13 protein-coding genes are annotated in these 17,948 nt (G+C 49.4%); 5 read left to right on the top strand and 8 right to left on the bottom strand.

Features of this window, described 5'->3' with window-relative positions; all coding sequences use genetic code 11:
• Nucleotides 1-130: 130 nt before the first annotated feature.
• The 5 genes from ACU70B_RS05930 (at nt 131) to ACU70B_RS05910 (ending at nt 7,162) form a co-directional block, all read left to right on the top strand.
• Entirely contained in the window at nt 131-1,231 is a 1,101-nt protein-coding gene (locus tag ACU70B_RS05930) for a PRK06851 family protein (RefSeq protein ID WP_447185426.1), read from the top strand.
• A gap of 649 nt (nt 1,232-1,880) precedes the next feature.
• Nucleotides 1,881-4,916, top strand: coding sequence for a formate dehydrogenase-N subunit alpha (fdnG, locus tag ACU70B_RS05925; RefSeq protein ID WP_447185715.1), 3,036 nt, complete (start codon nt 1,881-1,883; stop codon nt 4,914-4,916).
• A gap of 2 nt (nt 4,917-4,918) precedes the next feature.
• Complete coding sequence (locus tag ACU70B_RS05920; protein WP_447185425.1) at nt 4,919-5,716, top strand: 4Fe-4S dicluster domain-containing protein; 798 nt, start codon at nt 4,919-4,921, stop codon at nt 5,714-5,716.
• Complete coding sequence (locus ACU70B_RS05915) at nt 5,709-6,356, top strand: formate dehydrogenase subunit gamma (RefSeq protein WP_447185424.1); 648 nt, start codon at nt 5,709-5,711, stop codon at nt 6,354-6,356. Before ACU70B_RS05920 ends, ACU70B_RS05915 begins: the two co-directional genes overlap by 8 nt.
• Nucleotides 6,357-6,385: 29 nt before the next feature.
• Nucleotides 6,386-7,162, top strand: coding sequence for a formate dehydrogenase accessory protein FdhE (locus ACU70B_RS05910; RefSeq protein ID WP_447185423.1), 777 nt, complete (start codon nt 6,386-6,388; stop codon nt 7,160-7,162).
• Between the two features lie 65 nt (nt 7,163-7,227).
• On the opposite strand, the gene ACU70B_RS05905 is transcribed toward ACU70B_RS05910, so the two are convergent.
• From ACU70B_RS05905 to smc, 8 genes are all read right to left on the bottom strand, one after another.
• Nucleotides 7,228-8,427, bottom strand: a complete 1,200-nt coding sequence (locus ACU70B_RS05905; protein WP_447185422.1) for a molybdopterin molybdotransferase MoeA — start codon at nt 8,425-8,427, stop codon at nt 7,228-7,230.
• Nucleotides 8,428-8,751: 324 nt separating this feature from the next.
• Nucleotides 8,752-9,231 carry a molybdopterin-guanine dinucleotide biosynthesis protein B gene (gene mobB / locus ACU70B_RS05900; RefSeq protein ID WP_447185421.1) on the bottom strand — a complete coding sequence of 160 codons (480 nt, stop codon included), beginning with the start codon at nt 9,229-9,231 and terminating at the stop codon, nt 8,752-8,754.
• Nucleotides 9,232-9,362: 131 nt separating this feature from the next.
• On the bottom strand, nt 9,363-10,652 hold the full coding sequence (locus ACU70B_RS05895) for an amidohydrolase (RefSeq protein WP_447185420.1): 1,290 nt from the start codon (nt 10,650-10,652) through the stop codon (nt 9,363-9,365).
• 42 nt (nt 10,653-10,694) lie between these two features.
• Nucleotides 10,695-11,345 (bottom strand): class II aldolase/adducin family protein, encoded by a 651-nt coding sequence (locus tag ACU70B_RS05890; protein ID WP_447185419.1) that lies wholly within the window; start codon nt 11,343-11,345, stop codon nt 10,695-10,697.
• A complete protein-coding gene (gene mtnA, locus ACU70B_RS05885; RefSeq protein ID WP_447185714.1) occupies nt 11,312-12,385 on the bottom strand; it encodes an S-methyl-5-thioribose-1-phosphate isomerase in 1,074 nt (357 codons plus the stop codon). Before mtnA ends, ACU70B_RS05890 begins: the two co-directional genes overlap by 34 nt.
• Nucleotides 12,385-13,185 carry an S-methyl-5'-thioadenosine phosphorylase gene (mtnP, locus tag ACU70B_RS05880; protein WP_447185418.1) on the bottom strand — a complete coding sequence of 267 codons (801 nt, stop codon included), beginning with the start codon at nt 13,183-13,185 and terminating at the stop codon, nt 12,385-12,387. The genes mtnA and mtnP overlap by 1 nt, the downstream gene beginning before the upstream one ends.
• A gap of 22 nt (nt 13,186-13,207) precedes the next feature.
• A complete protein-coding gene (gene ftsY / locus ACU70B_RS05875; protein ID WP_447185417.1) occupies nt 13,208-14,332 on the bottom strand; it encodes a signal recognition particle-docking protein FtsY in 1,125 nt (374 codons plus the stop codon).
• Between the two features lie 31 nt (nt 14,333-14,363).
• Nucleotides 14,364-17,939, bottom strand: coding sequence for a chromosome segregation protein SMC (gene smc / locus ACU70B_RS05870; RefSeq protein WP_447185416.1), 3,576 nt, complete (start codon nt 17,937-17,939; stop codon nt 14,364-14,366).
• Between the last annotated feature and the right edge of the window lie 9 nt (nt 17,940-17,948).

The raw sequence follows: 17,948 nt of genomic DNA, 5'->3' as shown, positions 1-17,948 counted from the left end.
TAGGAAGAAAAAGTCTGTCCCCAAGCCAGGAAAGGCTTCTGTTCTTTTATATTTTTGCCATAATAATCCTGGGAGGAATGCGGTACAGCTAACATATATAAGTAGAAATAATTGTTGGAAGGTGAAACAGATGCCGAAAATCAGGAACTTATTTCCGGGCGGTAATACCTGTTATGGGTTTTATTCATTTTACGATTATATGGTATCGCCCGCGGTCGAACGTAAAATAATCCTCAAAGGCGGACCCGGGGTAGGGAAATCTTCGTTCATGAAGAAAATGGGCGAAGACTTCCTGGCCCAGGGTTATGATATTGAGTATCACTGGTGTTCATCCGATAACGAATCCCTGGATGGAGCAGTCATTGGCAAGCAGCAGATCTGCATTCTGGACGGTACTGCTCCTCATGTAGTAGATCCCCGTTTCCCGGGAGCGGTAGACGAGATAATAAATCTGGGCAATTACTGGCACCAGAAGGCTATAAGAAAAAACCGCCCGGCTATAATCGAACTGACCCAGATTATCAGCCGCTGTTTCAAACGGGCCTACCAGCGCCTGGAGGAGAGTAAAATAGCGTGGGAGGAGTGGGAATCCTACTATCTGGAAGCCCGCGATAATGAGGCCGCTAATCGCAATATCCTGGCTTTGGCCCGGGACCTTGTTTCCGGCCTAGGTGATGACCGGCAGAATATCAGGCACCTTTTTGCCGCAGCTATAACCCCCGGGGGTGTGGTCAGCAAAATTGACAGTCTTATCGATAACGGTTATTCCCTGTTCGCAGTGAAAGGAAACCCGGGCACCGGAATTAAAGAGTTGTTCACCTATACCTGGCAAACCATGAATCTGAGCGCGGCTGAGGCCGAATTTTATCATAATCCGTTTGACCCGAACAGCATTGATATTATCGTACTTCCTTCATCCAGGTCGGTTTTGATAGACGTATCCGGCCACCTGTTTGATTATGCAGCTTTGCTCCCCGGTATCAGGCAACGCCGCTTCCTGGATTTCGACCAACTGGTGCGCAAATCTGTAATCGATGCTCATGAAAAATATATCGTTTCCGCCCGGGAGCGCTTTCACAGCGGCATAAGGGATGCAATAGGCTTTATCCGCCAAGCCAAGGAATACCATGACGAACTGGAATCGTATTATGTTCCGGCTATGGATTTTGACGCTATGGAAGCAATGCGTCAGGAACTCTGCCAACAGCTTCTGCAGACCCTGGGGCGGTAAAACGACAGAGAACGGCTGTTCTATCAGCTTTATGCCCCACTACTTGAGCAATAACGCCCTTACGGCATAACCTTTTTTACCCTGCTCCGGTTCGATATCCAGTAACAGAGGGATTTTCCCTCTGTTTTTCATGTTTGCCCGTGGGACGGGCCAGCAGAGCCCATGAAGAACAGCCAACACTGCAGCCCGGTCTGGATTCGATGCTGCGATTTTTTCACTCCACCGCCGCCTTGATCTCCTGCAGACTGTCTAAAAATGATGCTGCCGACACCGGCATGGGTATATATCCAGCGCCCGGGTAATGAGTCTGGATATTATTACGACATGCGAAGAAAGTTATGATCTCTGCGTTTTGCCTGACTTGCTCAATGAGAAGAAATTGGATATCCTATTGCGAATCCTTTCCGCAGAAGAGTTTAAGCAAAGGCTTAATACGGACAGGCGGATATAATACTGATTTAACCGGCAAAATCATTTTTGAAAATTGCCTATAATTTTTGTTTATGTCTCTCATAAATAATCATAATATGAGACTTGGGTGTGTAGTTTTGCAAGGATTTTTATACCATGATGTCGAAGTTACTGGAAGTTACTGATTGTAATAATTAGAGAGAGTGTCAAAACACTCGAGGGGAGGAAGAGATTGGTGATTAGTGTAACTCGACGTGGCTTTCTTAAGCTTTCAGGTCTTTCCATAGCCGTTGTGGCCAGTGGCCTGGGATTAGACCTTGAAGCAACAGCAGCCCAGGGGTACGCATTAAAGCTTGAGGGATGTGAAAGGATACCTAGTATCTGTCACTTCTGTTCGGGTGGATGCGGTTTGCTCCTGCATGTTAAAGATGGCAAGCTGGTTCACCTCGAAGGGAACCCGGATAACCCGATTAATGAAGGAGGACTTTGTCCCAAGGCAGCCAGTCTGGAACAAGTCGCCTATTCGTCGGATCGTCCCAAATCACCGCTGTATCGCGCACCAGGAGCTGATAATTGGACGGAAATCTCCTGGGATGAGGCCATTGAGCGTATTGCCAAGAAGGTCGTTGAGGTTCGGGACAAAACCTGGAAGAAGACTGATGAGATAACCACTAAAACCGGGGAGAAAAAAATCGTTCCGGCCAACCGGGCCGAAGGAATCGCCATGATAGGATCGGCTGAGGTTGATAATGAAGAATCTTATCTGCTATCCAAGTTTGCCCGACTGATCGGTACACCGTTTCATGAACACCAGGCCCGTATCTGACACGCGCCCACGGTGGCTAGTTTGTCACCTTCGTTTGGCCGCGGTGCTATGACCAACTCCTGGCAGGATATGATGAATTCTGAATGCTTCCTGATTGCCGGCAGCAACTGTGCCGAAAACCATCCCATCGCCATGAAATGGGTAAACCGCGCCAAGGCAAAGGGCGCCAAGATAATTGTGGTCGACCCCCGTTTTACCCGTACCGCGGCAAAGGCTGACATATTTGCTCAGATTCGTCCGGGAACCGACATTGCCTATCTGGGGGCCATGATTAATTATATAATTGAGCAGAAGCTTTACGATGAATTCTATGTTTTAAACTTCACCAATGCACTTTATAAGATTAGCAAGGATTTCAAATTCGACGACGGTCTTTTCTCCGGGTTCGATGCCGAAAAGAAGAAATACGATTATACAACCTGGTCATATCAGCTCGATGCTGAAAATAAGCCGATAAAAGCTGCTAGTCTGGATGATCCGGACTGCGTATTCCAAAAAATCAAAGCCCACTATTCCAGATATACCTTTGACGTGGCAGCAAAAATCACCGGTATCCCCGCTGATAAGATTAAGCTGATCGCCGATACCTTTGCCGCAGCCAAACCGGGCAATATCTTCTATGCCTTGGGCATGACCCAGCATACCACCGGTGTTCAAGGTATTCGCTGTTATGCTATTATCCAGTTGCTGCTGGGCAACGTAGGCAAAGCCGGCGGCGGCATCCAGGCCCTGCGCGGTGAGCCCAATGTTCAGGGCTCTACCGATATGGCCAACCTCAATGCGAACCTGCCGGGATATATTCCTTATCCCACCAATGCACAGGTAACATTACACGATTTTGCGGTTAAAAACGGTAACACTCAGCTAAAACCAATGGTTGCGCTGCTCAAAGCCTGGTTCGGTAAAAACGCCACCGCCGAGAATGATTACGGCTATGGATGGCTGCCCAAGAACGACCCCAACAATATGCCGATCCAGCCCCAGTTCTTTAACTGGATGGAAAAGGGCCAGTTCAAGATGCTCTTAAACTGGGGCTCCAACTCCACCGTTTCCATACCGGACAGAAAGATGGTAGCCAGAGGCCTTTCCAAATTAGAAATGCTGGTTGTAGCCGACATATTTGAGGTTGAAACTGCCCAGTTCTGGCGGGAACCAGGCCTCAATCCCAAGGAAATCCAGACCGAGGTTGTCTTCTTGCCGGCGGCTTTCGTTTATGAAAAAGCCGGGACCATGACTAACTCTTCCCGCCTGGTGCAGTGGAAGGAGAGAGCTCTTAAGCCGCTTAATGACTGCTTACCTGACCTGGATATGATAGATTTTATATTTAAGAAGGTACGCGAGCTTTATGCCGGAAGCAACGACCCCAAGGATGAGCCGATTCTGAAGGCCAATTGGGACTATGGCCATGAACCCAGCCCCTTGAAGGTCTTGCAGGAACTCAATGGTTATAACGACAACACCGGACAGCTTACCGCCAGCATAGGAGAATACCTGAATGCACCGATTGGTACGGTTTCCACCGGGTGCTGGATATATGCCGGGGTAACTCCTCCGGGTAAAAACCTGGCTGACCGTCGGGATGACTCCGACCCCACCGGCCTGGGCCTGAACCGGGATTATGCTTTTGCCTGGCCGGGAAACATCCGCGTTCTTTACAACCGGGCTTCCTGTGATGCCAATGGTCAGCCCGTTGATCCCAAACGCAAATTGATCTGGTGGGATGCTGCTGCAGGAGTCTGGACCGGAGTTGACGGCCCGGATGTAGTGGACAAAGCCAAAGGACCTAATACCCCCGAAGGAAAGATTGCTTTCAAACAAGCTGCTGAAGGTGTAGGCCGCTTGTTTGCGGCCAGTTATACCAGTGGTTTACCGGTCACCGGGGTTCCGACCGAAAGTGTTGCTGCTATCCCTGTGCGCGGAGCCGGAATGACGGTTGACGGACCGATGCCTGAATTCTATGAACCTATTGAAAGCCCGACTGCTAATATGTTGCATCCCAAGGTGCAGAGCAATCCCTGTGCCAAGATCGTTTCCACTGAGTTTGGCGATCCCAAGGATTATCCCTATGTTCTTACTACCTATGGTGTCTGCGAGCACTTCTGCGCCGGCGGCATTACTCGAAACATTCCCTATCTGAATGAGATTATGCCCGAACCCTTTGCAGAAATCAGCAAAAACCTGGGTAAAAAGCTGGGCATCAAAGACGGGGACAAAGTCGAGATATCCTCAATTCGCGGTAAGCTGACGGTGCGCGCCCTGGTTACCGATCGTCTCCAAACCCTGAAGATAAACGGGAAGGATACGGAAACCATCGGCATGCCCTGGAGCTGGGGCTTTGCCAGCATAAATCCCGGCCCCAGTACGAATAATGTGACAATGAATGCATGTGATCCGGGAGCAGGAACTCCCGAGTATAAATGCTGCCTTGTCAACGCAAGGAGGGCTTAACAATGACGACAAAAAAAATGGTTTTTGTTGATACTTCATTATGTACTGGCTGCAAAGCCTGCTCAGTAGCTTGCAAAGCCTGGAACGATCTCGAGGCTGAGAAGAACCAGTTGATTACGAGCTATCAGGCGCAAGCAGGGACTACGCACAATACCTGGACCTATATCAGTATGCATGAGAAGTATGAGAACGGCAAAATGGAATGGCTGATGTTCAAACACCAGTGCTACCATTGCGAAGATCCTTCTTGTATGAAGGCTTGTCCGGTTGAAGCGATTTATAAGACGGAATCGGGATATACTCTGATTGATCATGATAAATGCATTGGTTGCGGATATTGTGTAGCTAACTGCCCCTGGAGTGTTCCCAAGACAGATCCAAATCTGAAAAAGACCTTTAAATGCACGGGGTGCATTGACCGGATCGAGAATGGTCTTCAACCAGCATGCGTTTATACTTGTCAAACAGGTGCACTACACTTCGGCGAGCGTGACGAAATGATACAATTAGCCAACACTCGCCTGGAAGGGATCAAAAAAGACCATCCGAAGGCACAGCTGTATGGTGATAAGGCCATGGGCGGGACCACTTATCTCTATCTGCTGTTAGAGGATCCGGCATTTTATGGATTGCCGGAAAACCCTACTACTTCGGCATCGTTGGTTGTCTGGAAGGATTGGGTACAGCCGTACGGCATCTGGCTGATTCCCTTGGCCCTGGCCGCTTCGGCGGGCAGCTTCTTCTCCACCAGGATAATCAATAACTTAAGCAAGTCGAAAGGAGGGGACATTCATGGATAAAGAACGCATTGTACGTTTCAGCGGCAGTGCCCGATTTGCGCATTGGGGTCACACAGTAACCTTCCTAGTCTTGCTGTTTACTGGCCTGATCCTTTTTACCCCAGCGTTGGGGAATGTTTTGGCCCCCATATTTGGAGGTCATGTCAATGCCAGCTTGATTCACAAGATCATGGCGGTGGGTTTTACGGTTATACCGCTGATTGCTCTGGCTATCAATTTCAAAGGGTTTATCGAATGGTGGAAAGATGTCTTTTCCTTTGGAACGAACGATATCAAGTTCCTCATGAAGTTCCCGCTGGAATTCTTCGGTTTCAAAGTGGAAATACCGCCGCAAACCAAGTTTAACGGTGGTGAAAAGATGAACTCTGTAATAACCACCACTTCCTGTGTATTTTTGGCTTTAAGCGGTTATGTCATGTGGTTCAAGGCTGCCTTTCCACCGGTTTTAGTCCAGTGGGCTTACCCGATCCACGGTATATGTATGATCCTGGCCACCTGCATGGTGTGCATGCACGCCTACCTGGGTTCTTTCCATCCAGGTTCCGGCGAGTCCTTCTGGGGTATGTGGAATGGTACGGTACGGTCCGACTGGGCGGCTCACCATCATGCAAAGTGGTATGAAAAGGTAAGCAAGTCTTAGAACGGAATGATATAAAGGAGAAATTTTAGATGGTTGCAAAAAGAGGCAAATTGGTCACAACAGAAGATAACGGAACCATTGAACAAGCTTTTCAAAAGTACAACCTTTTGAAACAGGAAGTCGTTCATTGGCAGCAAGAACGTGGCGCATATTGGCTCAAGATGCTTAGTCTGGCTGAAAGCCCTCCATATTTGCCTATCCGGGATTTGCCACTGGAAGCGATTATCGAGCTTTGGCAAAGACTGAATAGCCTTGCCAATGTAGAAATCTCGGATACAGAACTTAAACAAATGTGGCAGGATTTTTGCGAAAGCCAAAGTCTGCAAAACGTAATAGACGAACAAATGTCTACCCGTTTTCAAATGGCAGTGCGCGGTGTGGCACAACTTGCTGCCAGAGTGGTTAATGACAAAGCTGCGCAAGGTTTGGTTTCCCTAGATTTTTCCCGTAATAGTGCAGTTTGCCCGGTTTGTGGTGAAATTGCCTCACTGGCGGTGGTAACACCACCCGATGGAAAAAGAATGATGCACTGCAGCTCCTGTGGCTTTGAATGGATGGTTAAACGCATTATCTGTTTGCACTGCGGAAGTGAAGATGCAAAGCAGCATATTTATCTCAAGAATGAGGCCTTTCCCGGTATTGATATGGTAGTGTGTCAACTCTGTGGACAGTACTTCAAAGAGATAGATGCGCGTGAATTGCATGTGCAAGATTATATGTGGGAAGATTTAAGAACTCTACCGTTGAATTTTGCAGCCGAACGCTGGTTATCAGAACATGCGATAAAGGATAATCAGATTCATTAGGGAATAACTTCCGGGGTAAACATCATAGAGAGGGGGTGCCATACAGGTACCCCCTTTATACTGGTTTAATATAGTTTCGCTTTCACTATATCTCCTGTTTCCCCCTGTCCGGCCTGGAGGTCCAGGATTAAGGGATTATTTCTGACATTATTATTATTTCTGCTTACAGGTCGGGCATAAACGCACCCCTGTTCAATGATCATTTCCCCCCTATACAGGCTTCGGTCCGGCTTAATGTTTTTTATCGGACTTCCAAGTTGTATGTCAAACCATTCCCGTGCAGAAAATAGATCTCCTTTCAATCTTAGCAGGGCCGGCTTAATTAAAGCTTCGAATAATAACCCTGCCGAAGAAGTGTTGCCAGATAAATTGTACAAGATTTTGCCATTAAAAAGTGCGGCGCATGTTCTCTTGCCGGGAATAATATTTATGCCTCTGAAAAGAAGTCTGGCGTTTAAATGCTCAAACGCGCAATAAACCAAATCGCAAACTCCGTTGCCAGTCCCTCCACTGATTATTACCATGTCAGAAATAAGTGCTGCCTTCTCAATCCCATTTACAATTGCCTGCAGATCATCTTCAATAATTGAATCCGCTGATAACGGCATGGCGCCGACACGTACTATTTTGCCGGATATTAGGCTTCGATTGCTGTCATATATTTGTCCGGTTCTGATAGGAGCCCCGGGTAAAAGCAATTCGCTTCCGGTGTTAATAACCGATATGCGGGGAATTTTATGAACCAGGATTTTTTCGATACCGCAGGTAGCTATTCTTTCCACAATCTCTGCTTCTAGAACCTGCCCTTGGGCAGCTACCTTATCTCCTGCCCTTAATTCGTGGCCTGTTCTTTGGATATTCTCACCCTGCTCCCAGACCCCGCAGGCAACGATAAAATTTCCATCAGTTTTTACGTCTTCCTGCTTTACAACCGCAGCGCAGCCTTCGGGAAGCAAGGCGCCAGTCATTATTCTATATGTTTCCCCGGTTCTGATCTGCTTGCTTTCTATGGAACCTGCTTTGATGGTACCAGTTACCTGTAAAGGCAGCGGGCGGCCAGTTTTTAGTTTTTCCATATCAGCCTCGCCAATTGCGTAACCATCCATTAAAGAACGATCAAAATGAGGTACATCGATGAAGCTTACTATATTTTCAGCGGTCACCCTCATGAAGGCATCATCAATATGTACGTACTCGCTGCCAAGTGGTTGAATATTTTCACAGCTGATAGAAACAGCTTCTTCTAAACTCTTATATACAGCCAATTTATTCTCGCCTCTTTATTTGCACTGTCTAATATTTCTGGTATCTGCTGGGCCGTAAACATTAAGAATCGGCTTGCTGTTAATGCTTATTACGAGGGTTGCCCCTTTATTTGGTAGCTACAGCCGTAATTGGGCCCCAAATACCGTTTCTGCATAATCCGCCTTATAATTTATTCAATACGCCAGGGGATCCTTCCTTCCAGTTTATTATAATTATAAACGTTGTTCATGCCTGATATAAAACAACTGGGAATCAACCCAGCCTGTTAAAAGAATTAGCCAATATAACTACACGTCCATACTTACAAACATTATCAAAGACCTTTATAAACCAAAATAACCCAAGATAAAATTTGCAATCTCCTTCTGCTGGCTAAAAGCAAAACAGGGTGTCGGACCTTCAAGGGGGAAATCTGCGACCCGGGCCACTACATTATCTATATTCAAGATAGAGGTGCTGATTTCTTTCCTCAGTACCTCTATCTTGGGAAAGGCTTCGGTTTTAAAACCCTCACTTATGACAAGGTCAACATCCTTACTTATCTGACGGTAAACAGTCTCCAGCTTAACATTGTTTTCTCGGCGGTAGAGCAGCGATAATCCCGGTGAGACGGCGCAAACCAGGCTGGCTCCGGCCTGAAACAGGCGGTCCGAGTCCCGTTCCCCGGTTAAATCCAGCCCACTGCTGGCATGTTTTACCACTGCAGTTTTAATTCCCTGCCGCTCCAGTATAGAGACTATGGCAGCAAGCAAGGTGGTCTTTCCCGAGTTATGCTTGCCTACAAATGAGATAATTGGTGCCATATCATCGCTCCACCTTTGCTATATATTTAGGTATCTTTATATATCCCTTAAAGCCTTCAGATAGAGCGCCTAGGGGGCCTGGCGGATTCAAGCTCAATATCGATCATAAAATTGATCGCGTAATTTTTCCTTTATTTCCCCACCAAGCGCAGGGCGCATTCCTTTACTTTGGCCAGGACTTCTTCTTCGTCGAAAGCCTTTATCACCCGATCTTCCATGAGGATATTGCCGTCTACTATCACTGTTTCCACATCTGCCGCCTGGGCTGAATAAACGATATTGGATATCGGGTCATAGACCGGCAGCATATTAGGCTCTTTCAGGCCCATGATGATCATATCCGCCTTGTAGCCCGGCTTTAGCTGTCCAATCTCATTGTCCAGCCCCAGTGCCCGGGCTCCGTTGGCGGTAGCCATTTGCAGGGCCTGCCGGGCCGGAATCACGGTGGAATCCATCAGGTGTACCTTCTGCAGAAAGGAAGCGCTGCGCATTTCCTGCAGCATATCCAGATTGTTGTTGCTGGATGCCCCGTCGGTACCCAGAGCCACTGTTATCCCGGCATTAAGCATCTGCCGTATAGGAGCGATGCCGCTGGCCAGTTTCATATTGCTCTCAGGATTGTGCGCTACTCCCACCTGTTTCGCCGCCAGTATTTCTATATCTTCAGCATTGACGTGAACACAGTGGGCCGCCAGAACCTGGCGTTCGAACAGCCCCAGTTTATCCAGATGAGCTACCGGGGTATTGCCGTATATCCTCATAATGTCCTCCAGTTCAACCCTGGTTTCAGCTATATGTATATGCAGGCCTACCCCCAGTTCATCACTCAGCTGCATAACCCGCTCCAGGTAGTCGGGCGGACAGGTATAGGGAGCATGGGGCCCCAGTCTGCAAGTAATGCGCCCCTTGCAGGCGCCGTGCCATTTTTCCACCATATCCCGGCTTTCGCCAAAGGCTATTTCATTCTCCGGTCCTACTCCAACCATACCCCGGGATAGTACAGCTCTGATACCGCTGTCTTCCACCGCCCGGGCTGCAGCATCCATGAAGAAATACATGTCGGCAAAACATACTGTGCCTGATTTCAGCATCTCGCTTATGGCCAGCATGGTTCCCCAGTAGACATCATCAGCACTTAGCTTTGCCTCCAGCGGCCATATCTTGTTTTCCAGCCAATCCATCAGGGGCATGTCGTCGGCATAGCCCCGCAGCAGGGTCATGGCAGCATGGGTATGGCTGTTGACCAAACCGGGCAAAACCACCCGGTCTTGCCCGTCAATGATCCGGTCATATTTTCCGGCAGGGGCAGGGCCTTGCCCCATTTCCTTTATGAATTGCCCCTCTATCATGAGGTAACCGTTTTCAATATAAGCCTCCTCACCCGTCGGTATTAAGCCGATATGGTCCAATAGAATCCTCACTTTTTAAAGCCCCCTTTTTATAACTCCTCCGCAGGAGAGTAATTATTTATTTTGCCCGTAGCTTTTAAAGTTCTGGTTCAGGATAGCCGTATCCTCCTTTGACAGGGCATGTATCGGCCCCAGGGTACTGGCGCGCAGGGCGATCATGGCGGTTTTTTCGACGATGTAACATACCTTCAAGGCTTCGGCCATATCTTTCCCCACTGCCACCAGCCCATGGTTGGCCAGCAGAACTGACTTCCTATCGGTACCCAGAGCTTGTATCACGTTATCCGCCAACGCCTGCGTACCGCAATGGGCATAGGCTGCTGATTCGATTTCATGGCCTACTATCTGGGCGGTCTCTTCCAGGATGACCGGAATGTTGCGGCGGGCCACGGCAAAAGCCACCGCATAAGGGCTGTGCACATGCACCACGGCATTGACATCGGGCCGCTGCCGGTAGATTCCCAGGTGCATGGGAGTTTCAACCGAAGGGCGGTACGCTCCTTCCACCACCTTGCCGGTGAAATCAAGCAGCACCATGTCCTGCGGTTCAAGCAGGCTGTAATCCATCCCGCTGGGGGTTATAAGCATAAGTTCCCGGTTATCTGCTCTGACACTGACGTTGCCCCAGGTGCCGGTAACCATGCCGGATTTATATATTTCCCGGGCGCAGTTTAGAACTGATTCTCTCTCTGGCTGGCACTGCATCTATTCCCACTCCCCTGATATTTATTTAAGGTTTCAAGATAAGGCGGTCTTAACACCCCTTTTTCCGTAATTATTCCGCTGATCAGATGCTGGGGAGTTATATCAAAAGCAGGGTTAAATACATCTGCCCCGGGAACCGTAAATTGAGCTCCCCGATACTGACGGATTTCATCCCCTGACCGCTCTTCAACCGGTATATCGCTTCCCGCCCTGGTCTGCAAATCCAGGGTCGAGAGCGGAGCTGCCACATAGAACGGAAGGCGGTGGTAAGCGGCCAGAACAGCCAGGCCATAAGTGCCGATTTTATTGGCGGTATCGCCATTGGCAGCAATACGATCGGCGCCGACTATGACCGCATCAACCTGCCCCAGCTGCATAACATAGGCGGCCATGTTGTCGCATATCAACGTCACCGGGATCCTGTCCTCCGCCAATTCCCAGACCGTAAGACGGGCTCCCTGTAACACCGGCCGGGTTTCGCAGGCCCATACCCGGTTGATTTTACTCCGGCGGGCTGCGGCCCGGATAACTCCCAGGGCCGTGCCGTAACCGCAGGTTGCCAGGGCTCCGGCATTGCAAATGGTCATTATGCGCGAACCCGCTGCCAGAAGCTCCTGGCCATTTTCCCCCAGGGCCTGATTGGCCGCAACGTCTTCGGCAAACATCTTGGAGGCTTCATCCTTGAGCAGTTTCCCGATTTGCTCCCGGCTGCCGTTATTATATGCCTCTTTAAAGACCCGCTCCATTCGTTCCAAGGCCCAGAAGAGATTAACCGCCGTAGGTCGGGTGGAAGCCAGTTGCGCTCTGGCTCTTTCAAAATGCTCGGGCATTGTGCCCTGGCTGTTTTCATAAGCAGCCAAGGCCATGGCCAGGCCAAAGGCAGCAGTAACTCCGATAAGCGGTGCCCCCCGAACCTTTAAGTTTTTAATGGCCCCGGCCACATCGGCAATAGTACGGCACCTTACATATTCCACCTTGTCCGGCAGCAAGCTCTGATCCAGTATCACTATCCCATCATTATCAAAATCAAGTGTTTTTATCATTTCATTACCCCGGGTTCATTTAAGATCTTGCGGCAGTCACATGAGTCTTGGGTTTCATCAGCCAGAATATATTTTAGACTGCCCATAAGTACACGTTGCACCCCGGTTATATTCCGTTTCATCATATCCACCACTTCACTGTGGGTTAATATCCCGGGGGAAATGCCGGCGGCAAAATTGGTGACAATGGAGATGTTGGCATAGCACATACCCAGCTCCCGGGCCAGGCAAACTTCGGGGACGCTGGTCATCCCTATCAAGTGCCCCCCGAGCTGCTTGAACATGGCAATCTCGGCCGCCGTCTCGAAGCGCGGCCCTTCCGTACAGACATAAACTCCGCCATTCTGTACTTTGATCCCCTGGTCACAGCCGCCTTGAACCATCGCCTGGCGCAAACGTGAACAATACGGTATAGTCATGTCGCAATGAACCACCCCCATTTCTCCGCCCTCATAAAAAGTGTTCCTGCGGGTACGGGTGAAGTCTAAAAACTGGTCGGCAAGTATATAGCTGCCGGGTTTAAAATCAAAATGCAGGGAACCTACGGCTGCAGTAGCCATGATGTTCTTGACCCCCAGCATATGTAACGCCATGATATTAGCCCGGTAATTTATCAGATGGGGAGGAATGCTGTGACTGCCCCCGTGGCGGGGAATAAAGGCAATCTCTTTACCTTCATAGGTTCCGGTCATTACGGTTGCTGTGCCGTACGGGGTTTCTTGCCCAATCTCTCTGGTATTGTCCAGGAGTTCCGGGTCATATACCCCGGTACCTCCAATTATGGCTGTGGTTAGCATGTGATTACCTCCTGTTTAAACTTTATTCTTCGAAAAGGGCGGCGGTAAAAATCGCTGCCGAGAAATCACGCAGGTCTTCCATCGATTCTCCCAGTCCCACCAGCTTTACCGGCAGCTTCAGCTCCTGGGCGATAGCCAGGACTATACCTCCTTTGGCGGTTCCATCCAGCTTGGTCAATATGATGCCGCTGACTCCGGTGGCTTCTTCAAATATACGAGCCTGGCTTATCGCATTTTGCCCGGTGGTCGCATCCAGCACCAGTAATACTTCATGGGGGGCTTCAGGTATTTCCCGTTCGATTATCTTCCTGATCTTGCCTATTTCCTTCATCAGGTTGGCCTTATTATGCAGGCGGCCGGCAGTATCGATAATCAGCACATCGGCCTTGCGAGCCCGGGCCGCATTTAAGGCATCGTAAACTACCGCCCCCGGGTCAGAGCCTTCCTGGTGTTTTATTATTTCTACCCCGGTCCTGTCAGCCCATATTTGCAACTGGTCAATAGCCGCTGCCCGGAAGGTATCCCCTGCCGCCAGAACAATTTTCTTGTTTTCTTTCTTAAAGCGATAGGCCATCTTGGCAATCGAGGTGGTCTTGCCGGCGCCATTAACCCCTACCACCAGAATTACCGTCATTCCTCCGCTGTTCATAACCAGGGAACTGTTATGGGCTTCCAGCATAGTTTTGACTTCGTCCCGGATCAAGGCCATTACTTCGGAGCTGTCGCTTATCTTCTTTTTGCGGGCACTCTCCCGTACCCTTGATACCAGTTCCACTGAAGTGGCAACGCCTACATCAGCTTCTATCAAGACTTCCTCCAATTCCTCCCAGAAGTCCTCATCCAGCTTCTTATTGCTTCTGACCAGGGTTGTTATCTTGTCGCTGATGTTATTTCGGGTCTTGCTCAAACCGTGTTTAAATTTGGCAAAAAGACCTGACTGATCTTTCTTCTTATGCGCTTTATAATTTTCAGGAGCCGTCTCGTCACCCGCCTGTTCCCTTCGCTCCTGCAGAAGCGGTGGGGATAACTCTTTTTTATCCGGGGCAGCCTCTTCATCGGCAGAGGATGTATCTACGGGGCTGGTATCCTCCTCTGCCCTGTACTGATCTATCTGCTTTTTGCTTTTAAACCTATCAAATAAAGCCATTGCACCATCCCGCTTTCCCTATTTTTTTATCTTAACCAGCCAGACTTTCTGCTTCCTGCAGGTCGAGGGTCAATATGGAGGATACGCCTTTCTCCGGCATGGTTACCCCATAGATATTGCCTCCGACTTCTATAGTTGCCTGGCGGTGGGTTATAACTATAAACTGCATCTGGGCTGCCATCCCCTGTAAAAAAAGAGCGAATCTGGTTAGATTAATCTCATCCAGGGAAGCGTCAATCTCATCCAGTAAACAGAAGGGTGCCGGTTTCAGGCGCAGTAATGAGAATATGAAGGCAATACAGGTTAAAGCCCGCTCACCGCCTGACAACAGGCCCAACAGCTGGGTTCGTTTACCCGGGAGTTTTACCTCTATGTCCACCCCTGCCTCCAGTCGCTCTTTCCCATTCTCCATCCGTAAACAGGCATCGCCGCCGGCAAATATTTCCTTAAAGGTGCGGTTGAAACTTTCATTAGCCATCTGTAAAAAATGAGAAAAATTTTTCAGCATCAGTTTCTCGGTCTCACCCAGCAGGCTGTGCAGAGATTCCCGGGCCTGAAGCATATCACGGTATTGCTTGTCGAGGAAGTCGAACCGCTCCTGAATTTCATCATATTCACGAATGGATTCGGGGTCAACCGGCCCCACCTGCTCTAATTCGGCCTGCAGTTGCTCGATGCGCAGTTTGCCCTCTTTTATTTCGGTGTAGCCCGGTACCTCTGCCTCCAAGTCAATTTCATCATGAAACTTCTCTTTCCACTTTATATTGAGGGCTGACAATTCCGTTTCCAATCGAGCTACGGCAAGCTCAAGGCTGCGGCACTGTCTTTCCAATTCGCTCAGCTGTTCCCTTCCCGGCAGCAAATCGCGGCGCAGCTTGCGGATATTTACATTGCGTTCCTCTTCAATAATTTTAAGCTGAGCTATTTCCTCGGTCAGAGATGCAACCGCCGCCTTGCCTTCCTCCATTTTCCGCTTCAATTCCTCCACCCGCAGCTCTTCCCGTCGGTTTTGAACTACCATCTGCTCACCCAGCTGTTTGGCTTCCTCGGCCGACTGCTGGTAGGATTGCTGCACCTGTTCAAACTGAAGCGTGTTTTTCTTTATATTGTCCAATTCTCGTTTTTTCATTGCCAGTTGCTCTTGCTGGGAAGAAAGTCTCTCCCGGCGAACTTCCAGATTCCTTTGCTGGAGATCCAGTTGTTCCCTCAGTTCTTCCAAAAGGGCGGCGGCCTTTTCACTCTCCCCATGCATCCCCCCCAATTTTTCCTGCATCCCGGCAATATCGCTCTGCAGCTTGATTATTTGCTGTTCCAGCTCCCTGGCTTCCCGCTGGAAGCTTTCCGTCAGCTCGGAACCCTCACTGATACTTGCGGAGATTCCCTTAATTTGCTTTTCCCTTATGTCCAACGCCATGCTGTTCTCCAGCCTTTTTTGTCTTACCGCGTTTATTTCCGTGGCAGATTGATCCATTTCACCCTGCAGGGCTATCAGCTCTTTTTGTCTGCGGCTTTGAGCCCGGTTGTTTTCATCCTGCTGTTTGAGCAAACGCTTCTCTTCTCCCCGGCGTATAAGCGGGCTGTTGCCATGGGACGAAGGCTTGACTCCCCCGCTGACCGCGCCGCTCACATTGACCAGATCGCCTTCCAGACTAACGATGCGCAGTGGATAGTTAATACTTTTAAATATACCAATCGCGGTATTCATATCCTCTACTATCAACACCCGGCCCAGCAGGTATTCCATTGCCACCCGGTAGCGGGAATCAAAACCTACCACCCGGGAAGCCAGACCCACTACCCCCTGCTGGCACTCCACCTGCTGTACAATTTTTTCGGCTGCCGGCTGGGCTTTCAGGACGTCCAGAGGAAGAAATGTAACCCGGCCCAGCTTATTGGCCTTTAAAAACTCAATCGCCTGACGGGCGTGTTCCACCGTGTCGGTAACGATATTTTCCAGCCCCCGGCCCACCGCTATCTCTATCGCCAATTCCATTCCCGGGGGAACGTCCATGAATTCTCCCGGTATCCCCATTATTCCATGCAGGCTTCCAGCCGTCCCCGCTTTCATAAGTGCTTTAATCGCACCCGAATAACCGCTCAGATTCCGGGACATTTCCTTCAGCCCCTGCAGGCTGTTATTAATTTTTATTCCTTCCTGATTTAGTCTGGCATAGTCCGCCTCGGCCTTTTGATATCCTGCCTGCAGTCCTTTTCTATGCTCTTCCCTTTCCGCCAGCTGCCGGTCATTATCTGCCAGCGAGATTCTATAACTGGTGATCTGGTTTTGCAATGCTTCATAATCACGGTTATGCTGCCTGATTTTATTCTTATACTCATCCAGTCTGATCAGCAGCCGCTCTTTTTTTTCCCCCAGTTTTTTAAGCTGTTCCTCACGCTCACTTATTCGGTTTTTCAGGCGGCTTTCTTCCTGCATCTGGTCAAAAACCCGGGTCTTGCCCTGGGCAAATAAATCCCGGTTTATATGTAATTCCTGCTCCAGTTCGGTGATTTCCTGCTGCAGGCGTTCACAATCCCCGGTCCGCTGCCGGTAGTCTGCTTCCTGGTGGTGATAATCCTGATGCTTTAAGGTTAAATCCTGTCTGAGCCGGGTCAGCATATCATTGTATTTGATTTCATCGGCCCGGCATTGCTCCATACGATCCTGCCGGTTTTTAATCCTTTCGGAACAGAGCTTAAGCTCCCCCTGCAGCGAATTCAGCTCGTTTTGAGCCCGGTACGCCTGGGTCTGCTTGCTGTTCAGCTGTTGCTGCTGGGTCTGCAGCCTCTGTTCTTCCTCTTCCAGTCGGTGCTCCTGCCCGGAGAGGCTCTGCTGCAATAATGAACTCTCATTCTGGTACTGCAGCAGCCCATCCTTTTTACGCTGTAAATCCTGATCAGCCTTCAAAATTTCAGCCGATAGGACCTTCTTTTCCAGTTGCCGGTATTCCCGATTTAGCTGCAGATAAAGCCGGGCTTTGTCTGCTTTATGGCGCAGTTCTTCCCTGCGCTCCCTGACCTCGGTTATGATATCACCCAGGCGCAGCAGGTCATTACCGGTGTTTTCCAATCGGTGTTTAACCTCATCTCTTTGCTGGCGGTATTTTATTATACCGGAGGCTTCTTCCAATATCAGCCGTCTGTCCAGAGCCTGACCGTTCAATACCTGCTCCAATTCGCCCTGGCTGATTATCGAATAACCCTTTTTACCCAAACCGGTACCGGTAAACAAATCGCTGATATCCTTCATGCGTACCCGGGCCTTGTTGATATAAAATTCACTCTCTCCGCTGCGGAAAACCTTGCGGCTGAGGGTTATCTCGCTATAATCAAGGGGCAACAGCTGATCGCTGTTATCCAGTTCTATTTCCACCTGGGCCATCCCCAGGGCTTTTTTCACATCGGTTCCGTTAAATATTACATCTTCGCTTTTGTATCCCCGCAGGTGACGGATATTGGCTTCCCCCAGCACCCAGCGGATAGCGTCCACAACATTGCTTTTACCGCAGCCGTTGGGGCCGACTATTATGTTTATTCCCGGTCTCAAATTGATTTCCGTGCTGTCGGCAAAAGATTTGAAACCCTTGATCTCCAGTCGCTTGAGATACACCGTTTTCCT

Source organism: Syntrophomonas curvata (assembly GCF_052976825.1).
Note: the sequence above shows the minus strand (reverse complement) of the source record. Positions and strands in the feature narration are given on the sequence as shown.

Bases quoted from the DNA above. Each gene is read 5' to 3' on its own strand.
- ftsY (WP_447185417.1), bottom strand. From the start codon at position 14,332: ATGGCTTTATTTGATAGGTTTAAAAGCAAAAAGCAGATAGATCAGTAC.
- ACU70B_RS05930 (WP_447185426.1), top strand. From the start codon at position 131: ATGCCGAAAATCAGGAACTTATTTCCGGGCGGTAATACCTGTTATGGG.
- ACU70B_RS05920 (WP_447185425.1), top strand. From the start codon at position 4,919: ATGACGACAAAAAAAATGGTTTTTGTTGATACTTCATTATGTACTGGC.
- ACU70B_RS05915 (WP_447185424.1), top strand. From the start codon at position 5,709: ATGGATAAAGAACGCATTGTACGTTTCAGCGGCAGTGCCCGATTTGCG.
- ACU70B_RS05910 (WP_447185423.1), top strand. From the start codon at position 6,386: ATGGTTGCAAAAAGAGGCAAATTGGTCACAACAGAAGATAACGGAACC.
- mobB (WP_447185421.1), bottom strand. From the start codon at position 9,231: ATGGCACCAATTATCTCATTTGTAGGCAAGCATAACTCGGGAAAGACC.
- mtnP (WP_447185418.1), bottom strand. From the start codon at position 13,185: ATGCTAACCACAGCCATAATTGGAGGTACCGGGGTATATGACCCGGAA.
- ACU70B_RS05890 (WP_447185419.1), bottom strand. From the start codon at position 11,345: ATGCAGTGCCAGCCAGAGAGAGAATCAGTTCTAAACTGCGCCCGGGAA.